The following is an 18,802-nucleotide window of genomic DNA, read 5'->3' as shown; positions in this document are numbered from 1 at the left end:
GGTCGGTCGCACGTGCCGCTGAAGCGCATCGCGGTGGCATGCAGCCTGCTCGTCGTGCTGTGCGGCGTCGGCGGCGCCTTCGCGTGGTTCAACAGCCAAGACAGCAAGCTGAACGTTTTCACGAACGGCGTGATCAAGCCCGTCATCGATGAGACCTTCGATGCTGCGACCGACGTGAAGGAAAACGTGAAGGTGACCAACGAAGGCACGGCGGCCGCTTATATGCGCGCGACGGTTTCGGTGTATTGGGAGGACAAGGACGGCAATCAGCTGTGGGAGTCTCCTGGTGAAGGCACCGACTACATGATTACGTGGGGCGATACGCTTGCGGGCCAGACGGATCCGCGTTGGATCAAGGGCGCCGACGGCTACTATTACTGGTCGCAGCCCGTGGAGGCGAAAGGCTCCACGGCGAATTTGATCGACGTGGCAACTAGGCTCACGCAGCCCGAGGGCAAGCATCTGGTGGTGGATATCGCCACGCAGGCTCTGCATGCGAACCAGAAGGCCTTCGATGAAGTATGGGCGAAATCGAGCGGTTTGAAGATCGGTCAGGACGGCAAGACGCTTGTCGAAGCGACGCCTGACCCTGTTCCGCCGGCGAACTAGGAGGGCGCATATGATGAAGAGGCTTCTAGCGACAGCGCTCGCTTCGTTCGCGTGCGCGATCGCCTGCATGATGCCCGCCATTGCGTTCGCGGCTCCGGCCGATGGCGGGCCTGCCGTGGTGTACGACGGCTCGGCGAAGGAATGGCATGGCGAGAACCTGCAGGCCGCCGACGTTCTGGCGAACTTCTCCGAGGTCATGCCGGGCGATTCGCTGACGCAGGAGTTTTCCCTCGACGCGCGCTACGTGGGTCGAGAGGTGACGGTGTATCTGCGCGTTAAGGCCGATGAAGCGACGCTTCAGGCTTTGGCCGCAGTACCGTTCAAGGTGGTCGAAACCGCTTCCACGGATGCGCAGGAAACTGTGCTTGCCGAAGGCGTTCTGGGAGATATCGCCGATCAGGGCAAGCCCGCCGTGAAGATCGCGACGTTTCCGAGCGACGGCTCCATGCCGCTGCGTATCGAGCTGGGCGTTCCGACGAGCTTCGGTAATGACTACCAGAACCAGGAGTATGCGCCTGAATGGGTGTTCATCGCCCAGGAGGAAGGCGGCGGGACGGGTCCCGACAAGCCGGTCGACCCGGATAAACCGGTCGATCCCGACAAGCCGGTGGACCCTGACAAACCGGTCGACCCCGACCAGCCCGTCGATCCCGACCAACCTGGCGGGCCCGATAGCCCCGCAGGCTCCGATGGGTCGGGCGGTGCCGACGGCTCGGGCGGCGGCGCTGCCGCAGGCTCGGGCGGCGCCGACGGCTCCGGCGGAACTACGGCTTCGGCCACGTCGAGCGATCTTTTGAACAAGACCAACGACGCAACGGCTGTCACGGCCGCCGTGTTCGCCATCGTGGGCATTGCGGCCGCGGCGCTGGCTATCATCGCGACCATCCGCTTGAGGAACGGTAAGAAGCGCTAAGGCGCGGCGTTCGGCATGAACGCATCGAGGAAGGCGGACGGCTGAGGGCCATTCGCCTTCTTTTCGTTTTCGGCCGTTCGAAAGCAACGTCATGCCCACAAATGCCCGTTCTGTGGCCTGGGCGCGCCGATGGGGCTACAATGGTGCGGCGAAGGACGCTTCCGGCCGCGTTGCACGGTCGATTGCAGGTTGCGTCCCCGATGCAGACGAATGCGCGGGCTCAAGCCCGCTTCCCATGCCAGAAGAACAGGAGGCGCCATGTCTGACGACATTCGCCCGAATAGCACCGATGCCGCTCTTCCCGTCGTGGCCGATAATGCGCAGGATGCCGCCGCAGAAGGCGCCGCCGCGCCGCGGGTTCCCGAGGAAAGCCGCGGAAGACGCCGCGAGCGCAAGCTGGTGGGCTACTCGCGCTTCATGGCTATCGTGCCCAGCGTCGGATTGTTCATCTCGTCTATGGCGCTTACCATTTCCACGCTGATATCCACCGTCATGGTGACGTTCGAGGCGGCGTGCGGCCGGCTCGAAATGCAGGACATGCTGGTCGATTACATCGAGTTCGCCGACTTCTTCCTGCTTGCCGTGGTGCTCTACATCATGTCGGTGGGCTTGTATTCGCTGTTCGTCGACGACGGCATCGATATGCCTTCCTGGCTGCAGATTCGCAACCTGGACGATTTGAAGGAAAAACTGGTCGGCGTTATCGTGGTGGTCATGGGCGTGTATTTCCTGGGCCTGCTGATTCACGGTACCGAGCCGATCGACCTGCTGCTGACGGGTATCGGCATCGGTGCGGTGGTGCTGACGCTTGCGTATTTCGTGCGCTATGTCATGGTGGCCCACAATAGCCATGATCGCGACAAATGATCGTCGCTGAAAAGAAATCGACCTATAAGGCGCGCCGTCAGGGCGCGCTTTTTTTTGCGCTTGTGCGCCGTGCCAGGCGCTGATCTTATGTACCTCCGGTTTGAATGTAAAAATACGACCGTTTTGTCGGCATTCTGTTGCCCGCCGTATGCCGCGATTATACAATACGCTCTATTGAACAAAGTGTTCATTACTGATCATCTTGTTCAAAATGCCTGATGATATAGGTAAAACGAAAGGTGAGTCGATCGGTTTGGCGGCAATTTCTTTCAAAAGCGCCAAAAAGAAAAGCTCGAATGCGGAGGTGCCCGAGGCATCGTGTTCATGCGTCGCGCCCGATTCTTCCGCACGTGCCCGCACGGGGTGCGCCGCACCGTGCGACCCGCGCATCGCGCGCTCGAAGGCGGCGTTGCGCGAAGCTCTGATAGAGCTCATGGAAGAGCGGGGGTTCGACGGGTTCACCGTGAACGACCTCTGTCAGCGTGCGGGCCTCAACCGCGGTACGTTCTACAACCATTTCAAAGACAAAGACAGCCTTCTGCAGGCGTTCGAAGACGAGGTTCTGGCCGAACTCGACGATTTCAGCTGCAAGATGAGCGAACTTTCCATCGTGGAGCTCATGCACTATCGCATGCTGAAAAAGCCGCTGCCGGTGCTGGTGGAGCTGTTCGACTACGTGCGCAAGGAAGGCGAGTTCTTCCATGCGGTGCTCGGTCCCGGCGGTGACGTGCGCTTCGGCCCGCGCCTGCGTGAAGCGGTGTGCAGCAAGCTGATCATGTCGCTTCTGCATGACCAGTACCGCGAAGACCCCACGCCGTTCGTCAATTACTACATCGCTTATTTCGCGGGCGCCTATGTTTCCGTGATCATCCGTTGGATCGAGACGGGCATGCAGGAAAGCTCGGAAGAAATGGCGCTCATTGCCGTTCGTCTGTTCTTCATCAAACCGGGCGAATCGATCAAGCTTTAGGATAAGGAACCACCATGATTCAAAAGGAGAACATCATGGCTGCCGAAACTATGAAAGACCAGGTTGCGAACAATGCGGCCGTCGAAGGGGAAGCACACGCCGTGCAGGTTGCATGCGCCGCGGCCGCTTCGCCTTTGCATATCGGCATCGACGTCGGCTCCACCACGGTCAAGGTGGCCGTTCTCGACGATAGCCACGATATCCTGCATTCGTGCTACCGCCGCCATCACGCCGACATCCGCGCTACGATCGTGGAAGTGGTCGAAGAGGCGGCCGAGCGCTATCCTGCCACGCCCATGACGATCGCCATCACGGGTTCGGGCGGCCTGCTTTTGGCCCAGTGGCTGGGCATCGAATTCGTCCAAGAGGTCATTGCCTCCAAGACCGCGGTGGAGACCTTCATTCCCCAGACCGACGTGGTGATCGAGTTGGGCGGCGAAGATGCCAAGATCATCTATTTCGACAACGGCATCGAGCAGCGCATGAACGGCACGTGTGCGGGCGGAACGGGCGCGTTCATCGACCAGATGGCGGCGCTGTTGGACACCGATGCGGGCGGCTTGAACGAACTGGCGAAAAGCCACACCACGATCTATCCGATCGCAAGCCGCTGCGGCGTGTTCGCGAAGACCGACGTGCAGCCCCTGCTGAACGAAGGCGCGCGCAAGGAAGACATCGCGGCGTCTATTTTCCAGGCCGTGGTCACGCAGACCATCTCAGGCTTGGCGTGCGGCCGCCCGATCCGCGGCAACGTGGCGCTTCTGGGCGGCCCGCTGCAGTACCTATCCGAGCTGGACAAACGCTTCTGCGAAACGCTCGGCCTTGACGACGAACATGCCATCCGTCCCGAGAACGCGCATTTGTTCGTGGCGAGCGGCGCCGCGCTGTGCGGCGCGCAGGGCAAGGCCGAGCTTCTGTCCGACGTGCTTAAGCGCCTGCGCAACCTGGGCGACATCCAGGGCAGCGAAGTGGTGCGCCTTGATCCGCTGTTCGCCGACGAAGAGGAATTCGCCGAATTCAAAGAGCGCCACGACCGCGAGAAGGTCAAGCGCGGCGACCTGATGGCCTACACGGGCACCGCGTATCTGGGTATCGACGCCGGATCCACGACGTTCAAAGCCGCATTGATCGGCGAAGACGGCGAACTTCTGTGGAGTTCGTATTGCAACAACAAGGGCGATGTGCTGGGCACGGCCAAGCGCGCGATCGCCGATATGTACGGCGCGCTGCCGGTGGATGCCACCACGGGCGAGCCGTTCGTGACCATCGGGCATGCCACCGTGACCGGTTACGGCGAGGCGTTGCTGCTGGAGGCGCTGCGCGTCGATTCGGGCGAAATCGAGACGGTGGCGCATCTGCGCGGCGCGCAGGAGATGCTGCCCGGCGTCGAGTTCATTCTGGATATCGGCGGCCAGGACATGAAATGCCTGCGCGTGCGAGACGGCGTGATCGACCATATCATGCTCAACGAGGCGTGCTCGTCGGGTTGCGGCAGCTTCATCGAAAGCTTCGCCAGCGGCCTGAACCTGGACGTGACCGAGTTCGCCAAGACGGCCAACGCCGCCAAGCACCCGGTCGATCTGGGAAGCCGCTGCACGGTGTTCATGAACAGCCGCGTGAAGCAGGCGCAAAAAGAAGGCGCCACGGTGGGCGACATCGCCGCCGGCCTGGCCATTTCGGTCATCAAGAATGCATTATTCAAGGTAATCAAGATCCGCGATCCGCGCGAGGTGGGCGACAAGGTGATCGTGCAGGGCGGAACGTTTCTCAACGACGCCGTGCTGCGCGCTTTCGAGCAGCTTTCGGGCGCGAATGCGGTACGACCCGATATCGCGGGCAACATGGGCGCATACGGCGCCGCGCTTCTGGCGCGCGACCGCGCGAAAGGCGAGCGCCCCGTATCGACGCTTCTTTCGCTCGAGCGGATCGAGGCGCTCGAGCCGACGCATAAGACCGTGCGTTGCAAGGCATGCTCCAATCACTGTCTGCTTACGGTGAACGACTTCGGCGTGGACGAAAACACCGGCAAGCACCGCCGCTTCATCACGGGCAACCGCTGCGAGAAAGGCGCGGGCGTGCTGGGCGAATCGTCCAACGTGCCGAACCTGTTCGACTACAAGAGCCATCGCCTGTTCGACTACGAGCCGCTTTCCGCCGACGATGCGCCGCGCGGCACGGTGGGCATTCCACGCGCGCTGAACATGTACGAGAACTACCCGTTCTGGTTCACCTTCTTCACGAAGCTGGGCTATCGCGTGGTGCTTTCCGACGCGTCGTCCAAAAAGACCTACGAAGCGGGCATCGAGAGCATGCCGTCCGAAAGCGTGTGCTATCCGGCCAAGCTTTCGCACGGACACGTGATGAACCTGCTGGAAAAGGGCGTCGATTTCATCTGGATGCCGTGCGCCAAATGGGAGCGTCAGGAAGACGCCGGCGCGGGCAACCACTTCAACTGCCCGATCGTGGCCAGCTATTCCGAGGCTCTGCGCTTGAACATCGACGAGCTGCGCACCTCCGATGCGAAGTTTTTGAACCCGTGGCTGCCCTACGACCAGAAGGACAAGCTCAAAGAGCGCCTGTTCGTCGAGCTGTACGAGAATTTCTCCGACGCCACGTGCCGCCGCGCCGCTGCGCCCACGCGCGCCGAAGTGTCCGATGCGGTGGAGGCCGCTTGGGCCGAAGACATGGCGTTCAAGGACGATATCCGCGCTAAGGGCGAGGAGACGCTGCGTTGGATGGAGGAGACCGGCACGCACGGCATCGTGTTGGCGGGCCGTCCGTACCATAACGACCCCGAAATCAACCACGCCATCCCCGAGCTTCTGACCAGCTTCGGCCTGGCGGTGCTCACGGAGGATTCCATCGCGCATCTGGGCACGCTGGAGCGCCCGATCCGCGTGGTGGACCAGTGGATGTATCACACGCGTCTGTACGCCGCCGCCAAGGTGGCCACGCAGCGCGACGATCTTGATCTGATCCAGCTGAACAGTTTCGGCTGCGGCCTGGACGCGTTGACCACCGACCAGGTGCAGGAAATCCTGGAGGCATCGGGCAAGGTATATACCGTGCTCAAGATCGACGAGGTGTCCAACCTGGGTGCCGCGCGCATCCGCGTGCGTTCGCTGCTGGCGGCGTTGAAGGACAAGGCCGACGAGCGCGCCGAGGCGAACCGGACTCCTATGGCATGTCCTACGGTGGCTATGAACAAGGAATACAGCACCGAGGCGGCCGTCCTCGAAGACGAGATGAAAGAGCATTCCCGTCATGCCAAGATCCGCATGGACAACAAGACGGGCGTGACCGAGGCCGAGGCTGCGCGCGTGGTGGCGCAGGCCGATGCGTTGATCAAACAGCGCCCATGCGCGTCCACCGAATTCGAGAAGGTGCAGTTCACCAAGGAGATGAAGGAGGCCGGCTACACCATTCTGTGTCCGCAGATGGCGCCGATCCACTTCGACCTGCTGGTCGAGATCTTCCGCAAGAACGGCTACAACTTCGAGCTTTTGCCCAGCGTGGACCACGGCGCGGTGGATGCCGGCCTGAAATACGTCAACAACGATATCTGCTATCCGTCCATCCTGGTTACAGGTCAGATCATGGAGGCCGTGATGAGCGGTCGCTACGATACCGACAAGCTGGCCGTGATCATCACGCAGACGGGCGGCGGCTGCCGCGCCACCAACTACATCGCGCTGATCCGCAAGGCGCTGGCTGCGGCGGGACTGGGGCATATCCCCGTGATTTCGTTGTCGTTCAAGAAGCTCGAGGAGAGCAATCCCGGCTTCGAAATCACGCCTGCGATGCTGTTGCAGGCGGTCTACGGCGTGCTCTACGGCGACTTGCTGATGACGTGTTTGTATCGCACGCGCCCTTACGAGGCCGAGCCGGGCGCCGCCAATGCGCTGTTCGACCATTGGATGGGCGTGTGCAAGGGCCAGCTGGCCGCGGGCCTTTCGCGCAGCGAGTGGAAGCGCACCGTGCGCCAGATCGTGGAAGATTTCGACACGCTGCCGCTGGTGGGCGAGGGCACCAAGCCGCGTGTGGGCGTAGTGGGCGAGATCCTGGTGAAGTTCCACCCCACGGCGAACAACCAGATCGTCGACGTGATCGAGCGCGAGGGCTGCGAGGCCGTGGTGCCGGGCTTGACGGAGTTCTTCCTGTTCGGCCTTGCCGGCGCGATCTTCCAGAAGGACCCGCTGGGCCGTTCCGCCAAGGGCGCGCTGGGAAGCCGCATCGCGCTGGCCGCCATCGACAAGTTCCGCAAGCCCGTCAACGACGCGCTGCGTGCGTCGCACCGTTTCGAGGCGCCGGCCGACATCTACGAGCTGGCGGGCTACGCGAGCGAGATCTTGAGCCTGTGCAATTCGATGGGCGAGGGCTGGCTGCTGACTGCCGAGATGGTGGAGCTCATTCGCACGGGTGCGCCCAATGTGGTGTGCACCCAGCCGTTCGCATGCCTGCCGAACCATGTGGTGGGCAAGGCCGTGATCAAGGAGCTGCGTCGCAGGTATCCCGAGAGCAATATCGTGGCGGTCGATTACGATCCGGGCGCTTCCGAGGTCAACCAGCTCAACCGCATCAAGCTTATGATCAGCGTGGCGAAGGCCAATTTGGAGGGCAAGGAGGCCGAGGCGCGTCGGATGCGCGATGTGGCGCGTGCCGCCGATAAGATGGCGGTCGATGCGGCTGCCGGCTGCGCGTGCGGATGCGGCAGCACCGAAGAGGTGGGCGCATTCGAAGTGCAGGAAAGCCGCGCCGAGCGATAGTGCGCCGCGGCCATGTCGGGCGTCGATAGATGATCAAGCGGGGTCGGAACGTGCGGTTCCGGCCCCGCTTTTGTTTGCCGGGCGTCGGCTCCGTATACCGAAGACGATTTGAAGAAAGTTAATTGATGCTAACTTTGTAGCGTTTATCGGTTATGATGGCGGCGAAAAACAAGAAGGAGCCAGCCATGTCTGACAAGAAAAAGAACGCCGCCAAGAAGCTCTCGAAAAAACAGCTGAAGAAGCAGGCGAAAAAACAGGAAAAGGCGGTGCGCAAGGCCGCCAAGAAGCTTGCGAAAAAGCTTTCGTCCGACAAGGCGAAGCCGGCCAAGGCCAAGGCCAAGGCTGCGAAGACGGGCAAGGCGGCCGCTTCGGGTGCCGCATCGTTCCAGCTCAACCTGGGTACCTGCCCGTGTTGCAGCAAGCGCTGCCCGCTTTCGAAGCCGAAATGCGGCAAGGGCCGCGCCGTCGCGCGCAAGAAGCGCGAGCGCTTGATGGGCGACGCCGCGGCATAGGCGCTTTCGCCGACACCGCGATGGGCGGGTGCGGGAATGTTTCCGCGCCCGCCCATCTTTTTTGCCGCAGGACTTCGGTTCCGCTTCGCGGCCGCGTGATACGATTCGCTGCGCCGCATGCATTCGGCATCGGCGTTTGCAATACGGGAGCGGAGGGTGCGATGGTTTCGGTTTCAGCGTCATCGAAGAAAGTGCTCGGCGTCGTCACGCTGGTCGTGTTGTTTGCGGCGTTCGGAATTCTGTTCGCAGGTGAGTGGGCGCCTTCCATCGGGTATATGGGCTTGGTGCGCTATCTGTGCATGGCGGCCGGCTTCGTACTGTTCGCCCTTTCGTTCGTCGGGTTCGCCATCATGCTGGTCGTGGCTTCGCAGGAGCGCAAGGGCGGCACGGGCGCGGGCTTTGCGGCAACTGCGGTCCGGCTCGCGCGGGAAGTCGGCCGGTTCGCCGTGGCTTGCGTCGCCTATGCGGGCTCGGCTTTCGTGGCACTCGGCGTGATCGTCGCGTTCGGCGAGGGCGCGCCGACGCCTGTGCGCTTAGTCAAGCTGGTCGCGGTTTTGGCTGTCTGCATCGGCGTCGCCGTGTCGTATCGCCTCTATCGCAAGAAGCATCCGGCTTCGTACGACATGCTCGGCAGCGCCGGCATCGCAGCTCTGTTAGTGCTGCTTACGATCGGCAGTTTGGCTATCGGCGTCATTCAGTCCAAAGACGCTTTGATCGATCTGATGCGCGGCCCGCAGACCGAGCTATGCTGGCTCGCCGAGGTTGAGGAGGACCGCGCGACCGGCCGCTACAGAGGGTTCAGCCAGGACACGCTCGAAATGACGTTCAAGACCCTCGACGATCGATCGATCCATATCAGCGTCGCCGAAAACGACCGCCCCGGTCTGGCCGACGTGGTCGGCGCCGAAGGCGTGGTGTGGCTGACGTACTTCCCCGAAAGCGGTGTGTACCTATCCGCGAAACCGGGTCTGGACGACTACCTCGCCGCAGGCGGGCAGTAGCGGCGCACGTACGCGGCCGGTTCATGCGCATTTCGAAGCGCAAGCGGGCTTCTTTGGAAAAAAGAGGCGTCTGAGGCCAAAAAATGCGAGGTTTGGCACGGCCATGTCGCGCACAGCGTGTCTGCGAAAAATCTGACCTGGGGAAATGTTGGCACGAAGATTCAAACATCGGCGTTTCGGTGGTCTGCGCCCCCTATTTCGTGGCAGAACCTCGAAAAAATGACCGAAGAGCCCCGATTTTTCCAAAGAAGCCTTTTTTGAGCGGAACGCAGCCTCGGCGCGCCCCCGAAAAACGACTTCGCCGAGCCTCCTGCGATGCGAAATCGCCTGAGGCTCGGCGTCGTGGGCCGCACTTACGCGGTCGGTTCCATTTCAGGCAGGTGCTCTTCGCGCATTTCGGTTTCGATTTCGCGGTCGGTGGCGCTTTTGCGGCTGGGCAGCGCGATGTCCATATTGAAATCGACGGGCTTGGTGACAAGGCTCACGAGCGGCACGATCGCCATCGAGAGCACCATGGCAAGTGCGCCGCAGTTAATCGGGCTTGCGATCAGCGGTGTGCCGAAGAACCCGGCGATCATGTTTCCGGTGGTCAGTCCGACGCCCACGATGAAGCTCGCCCATACGGCAGCCTTGCTGATGCGCTTGCTGTACAGGCCCCAGAAAAACGGGCCCAAAAACGCGCCTGCCAGCGCGCCCCAGCTGATCGACATGAGCTGCGCGATGAACGTGATCGAGCTGTTGTACTGCACCAATGCGATAGCGGCCGAAATGACCACGAACAGCACCAGCAGGCCGCGCATCCACAGAAGCTGGCTTTTCTCGCTCATATGCTTGATCACGTTTCCCTTCAGCAGGTCGAGCGTCAGCGTGGAAGACGACGTCAGTACGAGCGAGCTCAGCGTGCTCATGGAGGCGGAAAGCACCAAAACGATCACGAGGCCGACAAGAATGTCGGGCAGCCCCGAAAGCATGGTGGGAATGATGGAGTCGTAGACGGGCGCCCCGTTGGCGGAGTATGCGATCTGGTCGCCGTACAGGCGTCCGAAGCCTCCCAGGAAGTAGCTGCCTCCCGCCACCACCACGGCGAACAGGGTCGAGATGATCGCGCCCTGCTTGATGGCGGGGCCGCTCTTGATCGCGTAGAATTTCTGTACCATCTGCGGAAGGCCCCAGGTGCCCAGGCTCGTGAGCACGATGACGCCGATCAGGTTGGGAAGGTCGGGACCGAACATGCTGATGAAAGCGCCTTCGAGCGCGCTGTTTTCGGCAGGGATCTGCGAAAGCGATATGAGCGCCTCGCTGAATCCGCCGTTGCCCACGACCACCGCGACGATCACCGCCACGATGCCGAAGAGCATCACGATGCCCTGGACGAAATCGTTCACTACGGTTGCCATGTAGCCGCCGATCACCACATAGATGCAGGTGATCAGGGCCATACCGATCACGCATGCTTCGTAGGGCAGTCCGAACGCCATGCCGAACAGGCGCGACAGTCCGTTGTAGACGCTTGCGGTGTAGGGAATCAGGAACACGAAGATAATCGCGGCTGCGGCGATGCGCAAACCTTTGCTCGAAAAGCGTTTGCCGAAGAATTCGGGCATCGTGGACGCTTGGAGCCGCTGCGTCATCTCGCGCGTGCGGGGGCCGAGCACCCACCATGCCAGAAGGCTTCCCAAAATGGCGTTGCCGATGCCGATCCACGTGGCGGCCAGGCCGTACTTCCAGCCGAACTGGCCGGCGTACCCGACGAAGATGACGGCGCTGAAATACGAGGTTCCGAAGGCGAATGCGGAAAGCCAGGGACCGACGTTGCGGCCGCCCAGGATGAATCCGGATACGTTGCCGGCGTGTTTGCGGCACAGAATGCCGACGCCGATGGCAGTGGCGGCGAAGATGGCCACCATGAGGGCTTTGACGAACATGGGATATTCCTATCGTGCGATGGCGAAGGCGGGCGGACAGCGCCGGCGGTTCGCCGAGAACGGTCAGGTCGAGGTCGAGACGTTATGACGAAACGGCCCGAGGGACGCAGCGTTTTCCGCCGGAACGGAAAACGCGTATCGCCCAGGAGGCGCACACGGGAGGCGGGTCGAGCGAGAGAGAAACAACGCCCGCGCTGCATCCGTGTGCTAAAGGTATCGATAGGAATATGCGTGAGAAACGGTGCCGAAACGGCGATGCCCGCAGGCGCTGCGGGCATCAAATGGGGTGAGATTGAACATGAAGGGGAGACAACGGGGGGTGCCGCAGCAGGCTGGGGAAGCCGGGGTATGTGCGGTTCCGTTGCTCATGGCTGACTCCTTCGATGTTGCGAGATTCATTATAAAGAGAGCGCTTTTGTGGTCAATAATTTATTGCAACAAAGCAAAAAAATTGTACATTCGCTCAAAAAGGATCGGTAGATATCCCGTCTGCCGCTTCGATTCTACCGCTAGCGTTTTCAGGTTCGGCATGCTTTTCGGCGCTGTTCTTCCTTTAAGCGCGGAGTATACGGGATTATCGGTTTAATCAGGCGAAAGTGCCTGATATTCTACTGAAGGGCGATGATCGGGGCGGGTTTCGCGGGTTGACGGAGCGTCAATGCCGCACCTCGGATGCTTTCGTAGAAGTACTTTAGCCTGATGAAGTGCCATATTTGCGCAGAGGATGCGATATGCGGCGCAACCGCGCTATTCCTTGGACAGCTGTCCAATTTCAGAGGAGCGTTTTCGGGCGGAATGCGCCTGATTCGGGCGAAGCCTTTCGCGCTACAATGCCAAGGCGCCGCCGTGCGGCGTCGATTTGCACAAGGGGAGGAATATCATGCGTTTCGATTCGAGCGCCGACGTCGTCATCGTTGGCGCGGGCCCGTCGGGCATCTTCACGGCTTTGGGCCTTTTGGAAGGCGGCGTTGCCGCGCGTATCGTCATTGTGGAAAAAGGTCTCGCTATCGAGGACCGTTCGTGCCCGAAGGCCAAGGTGGGCCGCTGCGTCGGCTGCGAGCCGTGCCGCATCACCACGGGCTTTTCGGGCGCGGGCGCCTTTTCCGACGGCAAGCTTTCGCTGTCGTGCGAGGTGGGCGGCGATTTGCCCGAGTTGATCGGCGAACGCCTCGCCCAAGACACCATCGAACGCGTCGACGACGTATACCTACGTTTCGGCGCCGATACGCACGTGGAAGGCGTGGGCGCGCCCGACGAGGTGAAAGAGATTCGCCGCCGCGCCATCCAGGCGGGCCTGAAGCTGGTCGATTGCCCGATCCGCCACCTGGGCACCGAGAAGGCCCAGGAAATCTACGGCAGGATCGAGGACCACCTGCGCGAAGCGGGCGTCGAGTTGCTGTTTCGCACGGAATGCCTGGACGTGGCCATGGAGGGCGACGTCTGCCGCGGCGTAATCGTGAAAGGCCCGGACGGCATCGAGCGCGCCATCGCCGCCGAACGCGTGGTGGTGGCCACGGGCCGTCGCGGCGCCGACTGGCTCGAGAAGCTGTGCGTCGAGCACGGCATCGAGCATGCACCCGGCCCGGTGGACGTGGGCGTGCGCGTGGAGATGCGCAACGAAATCATGGAGCGCGTGAACAACGTGCTCTATGAAAGCAAGCTGATCGGCTATCCGAATCCGTTCCGCAACAAGGTGCGAACGTTCTGCCAGAACCCGGGCGGCTTCGTGAGCCAGGAGAACTACGACGGCGGCCTGGCGGTGGTCAACGGCCATTCCTATAAAGAACGCAAGTCCGAAAACACCAATTTGGCGATCCTGTGCTCGCATAACTTCCGCGAACCGTTCGACCAGCCGATCGCCTATGCGCAGAAGATCGGCGCGGTGGTGAACATGCTGGGCGCGGGACGCATCCTGGTGCAGCGTTTCGGCGACATCCTGGACGGCAAGCGCACGTGGCAAGACGAATTGAACCGCTCCAATGTGCGTCCGACGCTGCCCGATGCCGTGGCGGGCGACATCACGAGCGCCATGCCGTATCGCACCATGACGTCGATCATGAACTTCATGCTGGCCGTCGACCAGGCTATTCCCGGTTTCGCGGCGGGCGAGACGCTGCTGTATGCGCCCGAGCTGAAGTTCTACAGCAATCGCGTGAAGATGGACGAGAAGCTCGACACGAACATCGAGAACCTGCATTGCCTGGGGGATTCCAGCGGATGGACGCGCGGCCTGATGATGGCGTCGGTCATGGGGTATTTGATGGGCGAGCGCCTCGCGCGCGAATCGTAGGACGGAAAATTTTTTCGACATTCTTGCAAGGAAACGCCGCGCCCGATCGTGTTCAAGGCGAAGGGAAAGAAAAACCGCCGCCGCGCTTTCGAGCGAAACTGATCGAAATGTCGGACGCGAGCGGCGCATCGGAAAAGAGGTCGAGATGAAAAACACGGTCGATACCGCCAAGAAGGCTCAGCCCGCCAAAACGGCGTTTGCGGTTCTGGCGGCGACGGCGCTGGCATTCTCGCTGGCTGCGGTTCCCGCATTCGCCCAGGGTCCGCGCGCCGGTGCAGGTTGCGATTCTCCTTGCATGCGCGCATGCGCGGCGGCGGCCAGCAAGTGCCTCGCCGATATGGGCGCGTATGCCAAGAACGCATGCTGCAAGGCGGCTTCGTGCGAGGGCTTCGTCGATGCCGACGCCGACGGCGTGTGCGATAACTTCGGAACGCATATCGGTCGTGGCAACGGGACGGGCCAGGGCTTCGTCGATGCCGATGGCGATGGCGTATGCGACAACCGTGCCGGCGTGTGCGCTGCGGGCGCGTGCATCGATGCCGATGCCGACGGCGTGTGCGACAATCGCCAGGACGGCGTCGGATGCGGCTACGGTTACGGCCTCGGCCATGGCCACGGCGACGGCGCAGGTTTCGGCCACGGTCGCGGCGCCTGGTAGCATCAGGAGGTCGTTTCGTTTTCAACCGAGGAAAAGGGGCAGCACGTGCGCGATGCGCGAGATATCGAAGAGGCGGTCGAGCGCTACGGCGATGCCGTCTGGCGCGCGTGTCTGACGTATGTGCCGGCGCATGACGCCGAAGATGTATTCCAGGACGTGTTCGCCAAATACGCCCAACGCGACGAGCCGTTTCGCGAACAGGAACATGTCAAGGCGTGGCTTTTGCGCGTGGCCATCAACGGCTGCAAAGACCTGTTGCGCTCCAGGGCCAGGGCGAACGTGTCGCTCGACGCCGAGATGGAGCGTCGAGGCGATACGTTCGCGTGCGGAGGCAAGGAACACGTCTCCGAGGTGCGCGAGGTGCTCGACGCCGTGAATCGGCTGAGCGATCCGCCCAAAACCCCGCTGTATCTTTTCGCGTGCGAGGGCTACACCGTACCCGAAATCGCCCGCATGATCGGCGCGCCCGAAAACACGGTGTATTCCTGGATTTCGCGGGGCCGCAAGCAGTTGAAGGAGGCGCTGTCATGAGCGATGTCGACGATCGTCTGAGCGAAGCCTACGGCGCGCTGAAAGCGCCCGACGCGCTGAAAGCCGCCGCTATCGCGCGGATCGAGGCGCGGCGCGGCGAAGAGTCTGTCGCATCCGATGGGTCCGATGCCCGGGTGTTCGCGCCTTTGTTCGTCGCGTCCGGCGCCGCCGCCGAGCAGCCGCCTCGCGACGGCCGCGTTTCGGCCGAGGCCTTTGCGCCTGCGCGCCGCCGTGTGCCGCGTGCGCGCAGGTCGTTTTCGCGCAAGGTCGCCATGGCCGCGGTCGCCTGCGCCGTCTTCGCCGCAATCGGCGTGGGCGGCTTCGCGTACGCCATGGCTCCCGTGGCGCGCGTGGGCATCGATGTGAACTCGTCGTTCGAGCTTTCTGTAAACCGCTTCGACCGCGTGGTGGACGCCCGTGCCGTCAACGACGACGCCGCGGCGGTGCTCGACCGGGTCGATATAGACGGCATGGCGTGCGAAGAGGCCATGCAGGTCCTGGCCGATGCATGCGAAGGCTATATCGGCGAAGGCGCGGTGGTGGAAGTGGGCGTCGCATGCGACGACGAGGCGCGCTGCGCGGCCATCGAGTCGGCGGCGCTGCGCAGCTTCGAGCGCGAGGACGCGGAGGTCCACTGCGGAAGGCTTACCGACGAGCAATGCCGGGCCGCCGGCGAAAGCGGCATGGGTCTGGGGCGGTATCGCGTGTACGAGGCCCTGGTCGCACAAGGGGTCGACATCTCTCAAGAAGATGCCGCGACCATGACGATGGCCGAGTTGAGGGCCCTCGCCGCCCAGACAGGGGTCGATACATGCGATTCCGCCTGCGCGGGGCATGCGGGCGAGCAGGGTTTGTCGTGCGGGCCGGGCCATGGACGCGGATGCGGGCATCAGGGGCAAGGCGAAGGCCGCGGCCGTCAGGGCGCGTAGGCGGCTTCGCTGCCTTTCGGGGGCCGAATCCATGTGCGAAAGGCAGGCGATGCCGTGGGAAATCCGGGAGCCGGAAGCGATTCGTTTCCGGCTCCCGGCGTTTTTTCGGCCGGCTTTTCGCCGTAGCGTTTCCGCCGCGCGCCGTATAATCGTGCGTCGAAGAGAAAGGCGCACGCATGGAAAACACCGCATACGGCACGATCTTGATCGTCGAGGATGACGCGGCGATCAGCGACGTGGTTCGCACGACGCTCGAGCGCGAAGGCTATGCGTGCCGGTGCGCCTATTCGGGCAGCGAGGCGTGCCTGCTGATCGAGGGCGGGTTCGCATTCGATGCCGTTATCTGCGACCTCATGCTTCCGGGGGTCACGGGCGAAGAGGTGCTTGCCGCCATCCGTGCCCAGGGCGATGTGCCGGTGATCGTGGCATCGGCCAAAGGCGACGTGTCCGACCGCGTGGCGCTTCTGCGCGAAGGCGCCGACGATTACCTGGTGAAGCCGTTCGACCTCGATGAGCTGCTTGCGCGTCTCGAAGCGGTGCTGCGTCGCAAGGGCGTCGTTTCCGCATCGGGTGCGGACGATGCTGCATCCGTGTCGGTGTTTTGCGAATGGCGCATCGACGAGCAGGGCCGCACGTTTTCGGCGGCGGGCCGCGAAATCGCGTTGACGCGTACGGAGTTCGACATTCTGGCGGCATTCGTTCGCCACCCTAAAAAAGTGTTCACCAAGCGCGAGCTCTTCGAAATCGTGCGCAACGAAGAGGCGCTGACCGACGAGCGCACCATCAGCACCCATATTTCCAATATCCGCCGCAAGCTTAAAGACAGCGGCACCCAGGATTACATAGAAACCGTCTGGGGCATCGGATTCAAATTGGTTGACGAATAGCCGATCGGCAATCTTGTATCTTTCTTGTAAAAGGCTGCGAATTTCCTGAAGGGCCGCCGCGTATTCTCGATGGCAGTGGATACCGGAAAGAAAGGAACGACGATGAATGTCATCGAAACCGCGGGGCTTTCAAAGGCCTACGGACGCAAGCGAGCCGTCGACGGGCTTGACTTGACGGTGCGCCGCGGCGAAATCTACGGTTTCGTCGGTCGCAACGGCGCCGGCAAATCGACGGCCATGAAAATGATCGCGGGTCTCGAGCCGCCCACGTCGGGTACGATTTCCCTGTTCGGCGAAGCTCAGGCGCCGGGCGCCACGAGCAGACGGCTGGGCGCGCTTATCGAGAACCCGGGCGTCCTGCCCTCTCTTTCGGGCCTCGACAACGTGATGTGCCGCGCGCTTTCGCTCGGCGTGGCGGACGCCGAGCATGTAAGCTCTGAAGTGCTTGCGATGGTCGGTCTTGCCGACGTGGCGAAAAAACGCGTGAAGTCGTATTCGCTCGGCATGAAACAGCGCCTGGGGTTGGCGCTCGCACTCGTGGGCTCGCCTGATTTGCTGTTGCTCGACGAGCCGTTCAACGGGCTCGATCCGCAAGGCGTGCGCGCGGTGCGCGATTTGATCGTGTCGCTCGCCCATGAGCGGGGCATCACGGTGTTCGTCAGCTCGCACGTGCTCGACCAGCTTGAACGTATGGTGACGCGCTATGGCGTGTTGCGCGAAGGGCGCCTGGTGAAAGAGCTTTCCGCCGAAGAGGTTGAGCATGCCTGCGCCGATTACGTGCGCATCCGTTGTACGGCGCCGCAGCTGGCACTCGCTGCGTTGCAGGAGGCGTGCCCCGAGGGGCGTTTCGCCGTGATGGAGGACGACTCCATCCGCGCCCAGGGCATCGAGCCCGAGCAGGCGGGCCGCGCGCTCGCCGCTGCAGGCGTGGTGTTAAGCGATCTTTCGATTCAAGGCCGCGATATCGAAGAGCTGTTCATCGGATTGATGGGCGAGAAGGGCGATTCGCATTCTGCCGCCCATGCCTCGAAAGGGGGCGGTCGCCGTGCTTAGCATGATGAGGGCGCAGATACGCTATGTGATCAGATCGCGTTATGCGGCGGTGTTCGGAATCGTGTTCGCGTGCATGTGCGCGTTCGAAGCGGCTGCCATCTGGATGCATCTGCACGTGCCATGGTTCACCGAGCTGGGCATCGTCGTCGGCATCCACGACGGCGTTCCGTCATTGGCGCTGTGGGGTTCGTCGTTCGTCGGCGGGTCGCTCATCGCCATGCTCTTCTCGATTTTCATGGCATCGATGGCGTCGGAGTTCTTCAAACACGGCTACGTGAAGAACATGATCCAGGCGCGCGGCGGCAGAGCGTCCTATGCGCTTGCGTTCGTGGCATTGTGCGTGTTGCTGTCTGCGGCGATGACCGTGGTGGGCGTCGTGGTCACCGAGACGGGCGTGCGCATCGCGGGCGTGGCCCCGGCGCTTCCTTCGATCGGGGATTTCTTCCAGTGGCTGACCCAGGTGATCCTGTGCGTGACGGCTTACGCCGTGCTGACCGTCTTGATCGTGTTCGTGACGAAAAGCGAAGTGGCGGGTGTGATCGCGGCGTTGTTCTTCGGCGGCGGGGGAGCGGAGAATCTGACGATGTTCGTCTTGGCCAACGTTCCCGGAATGCCGGCCGTTATTCGCGATTGTCTCGACGGCTATCTTGCGGCCGACGTGTCGACGCTCGGGGCGGGCGGCATCTGCGATCCGCTTTCGTATGCGCAGACCGTCGGGACGATTCTCGTCGTCGGCGCGTTGTGCGTGCTCGTGATGCGTCGTCGCAGCTTGGGCTGATCGTCTGCACCGCGCGCCGCCTCATGCGCGGCGCGCACAGACGCTGCAACGGATGCGCCTTGCGGCTTTTGCGTTCGGGCGGTCGAGCGCCGCGCTAATCGCCTGTCGCTCGG

General features: G+C 62.4%; 16 protein-coding genes. 14 read left to right on the top strand and 2 right to left on the bottom strand.

All coding sequences use genetic code 11. From position 1 onward, the window contains the following. Positions 1 to 12 precede the first annotated feature (12 nt). The 3 genes from Q6E04_RS01460 (at position 13) to Q6E04_RS01450 (ending at position 2,389) form a co-directional block, all read left to right on the top strand. Positions 13 to 609, top strand: coding sequence for a hypothetical protein (locus Q6E04_RS01460; protein WP_303249053.1), 597 nt, complete (start codon positions 13 to 15; stop codon positions 607 to 609). Between the two features lie 10 nt (positions 610 to 619). After that, positions 620 to 1,522, top strand: a complete 903-nt coding sequence (locus Q6E04_RS01455; RefSeq protein WP_303249052.1) for a hypothetical protein — start codon at positions 620 to 622, stop codon at positions 1,520 to 1,522. Between the two features lie 258 nt (positions 1,523 to 1,780). Further along, positions 1,781 to 2,389: a YqhA family protein gene (locus Q6E04_RS01450; RefSeq protein WP_303249051.1), complete on the top strand. Its 609-nt coding sequence runs from the start codon at positions 1,781 to 1,783 to the stop codon at positions 2,387 to 2,389. Positions 2,390 to 2,560: 171 nt separating this feature from the next. Here the strand turns inward: Q6E04_RS01450 and Q6E04_RS01445 are convergent, their stop codons facing one another. Then, positions 2,561 to 2,824 carry a hypothetical protein gene (locus Q6E04_RS01445; protein WP_303249050.1) on the bottom strand — a complete coding sequence of 88 codons (264 nt, stop codon included), beginning with the start codon at positions 2,822 to 2,824 and terminating at the stop codon, positions 2,561 to 2,563. Here Q6E04_RS01445 and Q6E04_RS01440 point away from each other — a divergent pair. From Q6E04_RS01440 to Q6E04_RS01425, 4 genes are all read left to right on the top strand, one after another. Next, positions 2,823 to 3,359, top strand: a complete 537-nt coding sequence (locus Q6E04_RS01440) for a TetR/AcrR family transcriptional regulator (RefSeq protein ID WP_303249062.1) — start codon at positions 2,823 to 2,825, stop codon at positions 3,357 to 3,359. The two genes, Q6E04_RS01445 and Q6E04_RS01440, sit on opposite strands and share 2 nt — an antisense overlap. Before the next feature lie 35 nt (positions 3,360 to 3,394). Then, positions 3,395 to 8,125, top strand: coding sequence for a 2-hydroxyacyl-CoA dehydratase (locus tag Q6E04_RS01435; protein WP_303249049.1), 4,731 nt, complete (start codon positions 3,395 to 3,397; stop codon positions 8,123 to 8,125). A gap of 185 nt (positions 8,126 to 8,310) precedes the next feature. After that, on the top strand, positions 8,311 to 8,637 hold the full coding sequence (locus Q6E04_RS01430; protein ID WP_303249048.1) for a hypothetical protein: 327 nt from the start codon (positions 8,311 to 8,313) through the stop codon (positions 8,635 to 8,637). 161 nt (positions 8,638 to 8,798) lie between these two features. Then, entirely contained in the window at positions 8,799 to 9,638 is an 840-nt protein-coding gene (locus Q6E04_RS01425) for a UbiA family prenyltransferase (protein WP_303249047.1), read from the top strand. A gap of 353 nt (positions 9,639 to 9,991) precedes the next feature. Here Q6E04_RS01425 and Q6E04_RS01420 read toward each other — a convergent pair whose 3' ends face one another. Next, positions 9,992 to 11,563, bottom strand: coding sequence for a sodium:solute symporter (locus Q6E04_RS01420; RefSeq protein WP_303249046.1), 1,572 nt, complete (start codon positions 11,561 to 11,563; stop codon positions 9,992 to 9,994). An 880-nt stretch (positions 11,564 to 12,443) separates the two neighbouring features. Here Q6E04_RS01420 and Q6E04_RS01415 point away from each other — a divergent pair. From Q6E04_RS01415 to Q6E04_RS01385, 7 genes are all read left to right on the top strand, one after another. Beyond that, on the top strand, positions 12,444 to 13,853 hold the full coding sequence (locus tag Q6E04_RS01415) for an NAD(P)/FAD-dependent oxidoreductase (RefSeq protein WP_303249045.1): 1,410 nt from the start codon (positions 12,444 to 12,446) through the stop codon (positions 13,851 to 13,853). A gap of 145 nt (positions 13,854 to 13,998) precedes the next feature. Next, positions 13,999 to 14,511 (top strand): hypothetical protein, encoded by a 513-nt coding sequence (locus Q6E04_RS01410; RefSeq protein WP_303249044.1) that lies wholly within the window; start codon positions 13,999 to 14,001, stop codon positions 14,509 to 14,511. A gap of 45 nt (positions 14,512 to 14,556) precedes the next feature. After that, the gene (locus Q6E04_RS01405; RefSeq protein WP_303249043.1) at positions 14,557 to 15,042 is read left to right on the top strand and encodes an RNA polymerase sigma factor; all 486 of its coding nucleotides are present in this window, start codon (positions 14,557 to 14,559) and stop codon (positions 15,040 to 15,042) included. Then, the gene (locus Q6E04_RS01400; RefSeq protein WP_303249042.1) at positions 15,039 to 15,971 is read left to right on the top strand and encodes a hypothetical protein; all 933 of its coding nucleotides are present in this window, start codon (positions 15,039 to 15,041) and stop codon (positions 15,969 to 15,971) included. Before Q6E04_RS01405 ends, Q6E04_RS01400 begins: the two co-directional genes overlap by 4 nt. A gap of 176 nt (positions 15,972 to 16,147) precedes the next feature. Then, positions 16,148 to 16,858 carry a response regulator transcription factor gene (locus Q6E04_RS01395; RefSeq protein ID WP_303249041.1) on the top strand — a complete coding sequence of 237 codons (711 nt, stop codon included), beginning with the start codon at positions 16,148 to 16,150 and terminating at the stop codon, positions 16,856 to 16,858. A 102-nt stretch (positions 16,859 to 16,960) separates the two neighbouring features. After that, positions 16,961 to 17,911, top strand: coding sequence for an ABC transporter ATP-binding protein (locus tag Q6E04_RS01390; RefSeq protein ID WP_303249040.1), 951 nt, complete (start codon positions 16,961 to 16,963; stop codon positions 17,909 to 17,911). Continuing rightward, on the top strand, positions 17,904 to 18,689 hold the full coding sequence (locus tag Q6E04_RS01385) for a hypothetical protein (RefSeq protein WP_303249039.1): 786 nt from the start codon (positions 17,904 to 17,906) through the stop codon (positions 18,687 to 18,689). The genes Q6E04_RS01390 and Q6E04_RS01385 overlap by 8 nt, the downstream gene beginning before the upstream one ends. The last annotated feature ends 113 nt before the right edge of the window (positions 18,690 to 18,802 follow it).

Source organism: uncultured Slackia sp. (assembly GCF_959608125.1).
Taxonomy (GTDB): Bacteria; Actinomycetota; Coriobacteriia; order Coriobacteriales; family Eggerthellaceae; genus Slackia.
Note: the sequence above shows the minus strand (reverse complement) of the source record. Positions and strands in the feature narration are given on the sequence as shown.

Bases quoted from the DNA above. Each gene is read 5' to 3' on its own strand.
- Q6E04_RS01450 (WP_303249051.1), top strand. From the start codon at position 1,781: ATGTCTGACGACATTCGCCCGAATAGCACCGATGCCGCTCTTCCCGTC.
- Q6E04_RS01435 (WP_303249049.1), top strand. From the start codon at position 3,395: ATGGCTGCCGAAACTATGAAAGACCAGGTTGCGAACAATGCGGCCGTC.
- Q6E04_RS01420 (WP_303249046.1), bottom strand. From the start codon at position 11,563: ATGTTCGTCAAAGCCCTCATGGTGGCCATCTTCGCCGCCACTGCCATC.
- Q6E04_RS01440 (WP_303249062.1), top strand. From the start codon at position 2,823: ATGGAAGAGCGGGGGTTCGACGGGTTCACCGTGAACGACCTCTGTCAG.
- Q6E04_RS01395 (WP_303249041.1), top strand. From the start codon at position 16,148: ATGGAAAACACCGCATACGGCACGATCTTGATCGTCGAGGATGACGCG.
- Q6E04_RS01415 (WP_303249045.1), top strand. From the start codon at position 12,444: ATGCGTTTCGATTCGAGCGCCGACGTCGTCATCGTTGGCGCGGGCCCG.
- Q6E04_RS01455 (WP_303249052.1), top strand. From the start codon at position 620: ATGATGAAGAGGCTTCTAGCGACAGCGCTCGCTTCGTTCGCGTGCGCG.
- Q6E04_RS01425 (WP_303249047.1), top strand. From the start codon at position 8,799: ATGGTTTCGGTTTCAGCGTCATCGAAGAAAGTGCTCGGCGTCGTCACG.
- Q6E04_RS01410 (WP_303249044.1), top strand. From the start codon at position 13,999: ATGAAAAACACGGTCGATACCGCCAAGAAGGCTCAGCCCGCCAAAACG.
- Q6E04_RS01445 (WP_303249050.1), bottom strand. From the start codon at position 2,824: ATGAGCTCTATCAGAGCTTCGCGCAACGCCGCCTTCGAGCGCGCGATG.
- Q6E04_RS01400 (WP_303249042.1), top strand. From the start codon at position 15,039: ATGAGCGATGTCGACGATCGTCTGAGCGAAGCCTACGGCGCGCTGAAA.
- Q6E04_RS01430 (WP_303249048.1), top strand. From the start codon at position 8,311: ATGTCTGACAAGAAAAAGAACGCCGCCAAGAAGCTCTCGAAAAAACAG.
- Q6E04_RS01390 (WP_303249040.1), top strand. From the start codon at position 16,961: ATGAATGTCATCGAAACCGCGGGGCTTTCAAAGGCCTACGGACGCAAG.